Origin of the sequence: Macromonas bipunctata (genome assembly GCF_002837135.1) — a bacterium.
Classification (GTDB): domain Bacteria; phylum Pseudomonadota; class Gammaproteobacteria; order Burkholderiales; family Burkholderiaceae_C; genus Macromonas_A; species Macromonas_A bipunctata.
Genome location: NZ_NWBQ01000071.1, coordinates 1 through 4,487 on the forward strand (window position 1 = coordinate 1; position 4,487 = coordinate 4,487).

Annotated in this window: 7 protein-coding genes and 1 pseudogene; all 8 read left to right on the forward strand. The window is 60.7% G+C overall.

All coding sequences use genetic code 11. The features are described from left to right. The first annotated feature begins 219 nt into the window (after positions 1-219). Entirely contained in the window at positions 220-945 is a 726-nt protein-coding gene (locus CON76_RS10525) for a hypothetical protein (protein ID WP_101103314.1), read from the forward strand. After that, on the forward strand, positions 942-1,439 hold the full coding sequence (locus CON76_RS10530) for a hypothetical protein (protein WP_101103315.1): 498 nt from the start codon (positions 942-944) through the stop codon (positions 1,437-1,439). Before CON76_RS10525 ends, CON76_RS10530 begins: the two co-directional genes overlap by 4 nt. A gap of 10 nt (positions 1,440-1,449) precedes the next feature. Continuing rightward, positions 1,450-1,788, forward strand: coding sequence for a hypothetical protein (locus CON76_RS10535; protein WP_101103316.1), 339 nt, complete (start codon positions 1,450-1,452; stop codon positions 1,786-1,788). A gap of 3 nt (positions 1,789-1,791) precedes the next feature. Continuing rightward, entirely contained in the window at positions 1,792-2,916 is a 1,125-nt protein-coding gene (locus CON76_RS10540) for a hypothetical protein (protein WP_101103317.1), read from the forward strand. A gap of 5 nt (positions 2,917-2,921) precedes the next feature. Continuing rightward, complete coding sequence (locus CON76_RS10545) at positions 2,922-3,434, forward strand: hypothetical protein (RefSeq protein WP_101103318.1); 513 nt, start codon at positions 2,922-2,924, stop codon at positions 3,432-3,434. A 68-nt stretch (positions 3,435-3,502) separates the two neighbouring features. Further along, positions 3,503-3,955: a hypothetical protein gene (locus CON76_RS10550; protein ID WP_101103319.1), complete on the forward strand. Its 453-nt coding sequence runs from the start codon at positions 3,503-3,505 to the stop codon at positions 3,953-3,955. Continuing rightward, on the forward strand, positions 3,952-4,248 hold the full coding sequence (locus CON76_RS10555; RefSeq protein WP_101103320.1) for a hypothetical protein: 297 nt from the start codon (positions 3,952-3,954) through the stop codon (positions 4,246-4,248). Before CON76_RS10550 ends, CON76_RS10555 begins: the two co-directional genes overlap by 4 nt. A gap of 76 nt (positions 4,249-4,324) precedes the next feature. Continuing rightward, positions 4,325-4,487 (forward strand): annotated as a pseudogene (locus tag CON76_RS10560) (IS1380 family transposase); the annotation flags it as partial.

Sequence of the window (4,487 nt, forward strand, 5' to 3'; positions counted from 1 at the left end):
TGCTGCCGCCATCGAAGCGGCCCTCGATCTTGCGTCGGCCCAGTCGGCCAAAATCAATCACGCCAACCTCATCGGCAGTTGTTTGCGGTGTACAGTTTGGTTTCGGCATTGCCCGTCCTCTCATCCAGATTCGATACCTCGATGTTCGGGCATTTCAAGGGCAATGTCGTCCTCATTTCTACGGGCTATGGTGAAATATCCGGGCTAAGGACGCCCCCCATGTTTGAATCGGTCAAAGCCGCGTTTGGGGAGTTCATGGGCCGCTTCTATGGCCAGATTGTGCCCACCACCAAGTCGCTGCACGAATACACCCAGCGCGGACTCGCCAAGAGCGTGGCATGGGCACCCAGTCGCATGGTGGACGCGGCGGAACAGATGCTGGCCAGCTGGCAAAAGAACGCCACCGAACCCACTGGAACCCGGCCTGCCTCGCTGCCTGTGATTCTGGTGGCCGTGGCGAAGGACTACACCCCCACGGGCCGGGACTACACGCGCCAGATTGCCGACAGGGAGCTGGTGATGATCCCGACCGACCCCAAAGAGCGCGTGTTTGGACTGAGAACGGTGTCGGGTGACATTCGGACGCAAATCGCCATCTTTGCCCACGACGAACCCACTGCCAAGTCGCTGGCTTCGCAGTTCCTGCTGTTCTTGGACGCCACCCAGAACCGGCGCTTTACCGCCCGCTACGAGTTTGCGGGGCAGACAATGGACTGGCCTGTGCAGCTTGAAACGCCCGATGCGCCCGCTATGTCCATTCAGTCCGAGTCGAACAACCTGACCATTTTGGCTATCGACATCACGCTGAAGGCCACGGTGCCCCTGTTTGATGCCCCGGCCTACGGTCAACCCAACGACGGGCAGGGCACGCCTGAGACCGACGATCCGGCGGGCTACCCGAAGGTGTTTGACGTGGGCATAGAAGCCCTTGAGGCCCATACATGAGGCAGATACAGGCCACGTTTGTGGGGTATGGGGGCAAGCCTCGCACCATCTTCTCTGCCTACGATGAAGGCGCGGACGTGCTGGTGATTGGTGCCGAAACGGACTACCGGCGTGATCGCCGTGACGGGTGCATTGTGCTGTCCAACGACAAGTCCATCCAATGGGATGACTGGTTTGGCCCCGACGAAATGCAGGCCGGGATTCATGCCTTTTTCGAGCTGAAACATGGTATGGCCACCGACGCCAAAAGCCCGCGCATTGTGTTTTCTGAGCGTGCGGTACGGGCAAACCCCGACCAAGCAATTGAGCGTGACGGCTTTGACGAAACCGGCCCGCGCTACCGGGTGTCCGATGGCGTGACGTGTGCCCATGTGGCTGTGCTGGCGACTTGTATATACACGTGCAAGGTGCGTGCTATCAGCGACTCTATGGACATGATGACCGAGTTGCAAGGGGCATTCAACCGGCATTACTACCGTCTGGTGACGATTTGAAGGCCCGGCCATGATGGAGCGCAACACCAACGCAGCACGGGCTTTTTTCAAGGCGGTGCGCACATTTGTGGATGGCGTGAAGCCGTGGCACACCAACGCGATCTGGTACGACACCGGCCCCGATGAGGTGTACGACCTGACCAAAGTATCGCGCCGGGTGTACGGGCGACCCGATGAGTTTTTGGCGATCATGGCCGCCGCTGGTTTGGATGCCGTGGAGCAACCCCTGACCCAGCGCCGCCTGGTGCTGCCCAACGAGGCCGAATTGCTGGCCATCAAGCGCCGCACCGGGTTTGAGTCGATCCCCGACTACCGAGAAAACTTTGCCCCCATTTGGGCGCAGGAGTAAGCCGTGGCAACGAACAGCAGCAAGTGGCTGGGCACTATCAAAGGGCATGTTGGCGAGGCCAAGGCCATCTTTGCCGACGACAAGCGCACGCGGGAGGCGGCTGAGAAAGCGCCAAACTCCATCATCCTGACCGAACGCGACCTCAAAAGCGGGGTGTGGGATGCCAGCAAGGTGCTACTCACGACGCTAGGGGGTGGCAAGCGGCCCATTACCGCCGATGACCTCGCCACGTTCCGGCGCAACATGCAGACGGCACAACGCCGCTTTGAGCTGGGCAAGTCGGGGCAAGGACTTACAGCACGCCAAATCATCGATCTGGCCACGTCGGCACCCCTGACGTACAAGCCCAACCCAGACGGCTATGGCAGCGACATCGACAAGGCCCGCAAGGAAATCACGATGGCCGTGGCCGTGTCGGCTTTGAACGACGAGGTTCGGTTTTTGACCAACGCGGGGCCGGAATCCGATGTGACGCGCCACCATGTTGTGGTGCGCTTCAACGCCTTTGACGATGCGGTGCGCAAGCTGGCCGCCAAGAAACTGGACGATGCCACGGCCCCGAAGCAGATGGCCAACTGGCTGCGCAAGCAAAAGCTGGCGTTTGACTGCGACTGCGGGCGGCACCGCTACTTTTTGCGCTACGTGGCCACCATCGGCGGGTTTGCAGCGGGCAGGCCGGAAATGGGCTACCCCAAAATCCGCAACCCCGGTTTGCAGGGCGTGGCGTGCAAGCACGTGCTGCGGGTGATGTCGGAATTGGAATCGTCCAATCTGGTGCTGAAGTTTCTGACCGGGCACCTGACCAAGTTGCACCAGTCGGTCAGCAACAAGGCCCGCACGCAATCAACGCAAAAGGACGCTGAAGCCGCGATTGAGAACGGGCGAACCCGTGAGATCAAAACCAGCGACATGCGCAAGGAAGAAGCCCGCAAGGCTGCCGAGCGCAAGGCCATCAAAGAAGCTGCCAGCAAGGCCAAACGCACCACCACAGCACGCAAGCCGCTGGCCACACGCAGGATTGAGGCCGCGTTGTTGTCTGGAAAATTGACCGAAGCTGCCTTGGCCACCTTCAGGGAGTACGGCTTTTCCGACGCGAAAATTGACAAGCTGGTGGCCAAAAAGAAGTAATCCCTATGCTGACCAATGTACCCACCGCCGTCAACCGGATGGCCCGCAACGTCATCATCAACCACCCCAACACATGGGAGTGCCAACTGCTTCGCAAGCGTGTGACCCGCGTGGCCCCCGACACGATGGGCGGCTTGCCCACGCTGGGCGGGCTGGGGGTGCTGGACAGCGAAGACGAGGAAAGCATCGAGTACGAGCACATGGGCAACGGCTACGCCTTACCGGCGGACGCTTTTGCACCATCCCCGATGATGGATCACCGGGACGTGAACAACGGCTCCATCGACGAGTGCCGCTTCCTGATCGAACCAGAGGGGCTGGCCGGGCAGGAGGCGTGGTTTGACGTGCGAACGCGCGACGTGCTGTACCTGGTGATGTCCGAAACCGTCAAGCTGGCGTTTGAGGTGGTGGGCACCGAAACCACCTTGAACGTGCCGCCTTACACCGTGCGCTATGTGTGCAACCGGCGCGCGGAATTGGACGTGACGGACGGTGCGCTGTCGGGGTGGGCGGTGTAGGCGGAAAAAATGCCATGTTGCGCATACCCGCCGCCTGAGAATCCAGCAACCCACAAAAAACATGCCCCATGCCCGCCCAAAAGCTAGATTTAACGCTGTACGACAACGACACGCTCACGCTGCGGTTGTCCATCAAGTCGGGCACCGCCAAGACCCCCAACGAAGCCCTACGCTTGCCAGAATTTGAGCTGGACGGCTGGGGCGCGCTGCTGCAAATCCGCAAATCGGCGGCCTCTACCGAGCTGCTGGCGGAAATATCCACCCCCGCTTTACCAGGCCACACGGGCGGCGGCATCGAAGTGTCTGAGCCGCGTTGTGGTGAGCTGGTGTTGACCTTCTCGCACACGCTGGTGACGGAGGCCATGTTGTTGGCCAAGACCTGCGAGTACGACTTGCTGCTGATTCACCCCAGTGGCAGGCCGTACCGCACGATGTTTGGCACCATCATGGCCAAGCGTGGTGTGTCGCGCTTGAGTCCGCTGGTGGCTTCCATGACGTTGGCACTGGGGGCCGGAACATGATGCCATCCTGCATTACCGATGCCGACGATCTGGACGTGACGCTGATCGTCCAAACCGACGCGGCCATGACCGTGTTGGCTATCGAGCCTGAGCTGGAAGTCACGGTACTGGGGGCCGTGATGGGTGCGCCCGGCGTGGGCATTCCGGGTGGTGGCAGTGCAGGCCAGATCATCCGCAAGGGATACGGCAATTTGACGCAATGGGTCGAGCCGTTGCGGCTGGTAACGACGCTGCCACTGCCCATTCAAGGCGGGCGTATCTCGCTGCCGTCTAGCCCGGATATTTCACCGTAGTCCGTAGAAACGAGGACGGCATTGCCCTTGAAATGCCCGAACATCGAGGTATCGAATCTGGATGAGAGGACGGGCAATGCCGAAACCAAACTGTACACCGCAAACAACTGCCGATGAGGTCGGCGTGATTGATTTTGGCCGACTGGGCCGACGCAAGATCGAGGGCCGCTTCGATGGCGGCAGCATGACCAGCGATGCCGGGGTGATGCTGCTGGCCGAAGTGGACCGCAGGCTGGGCT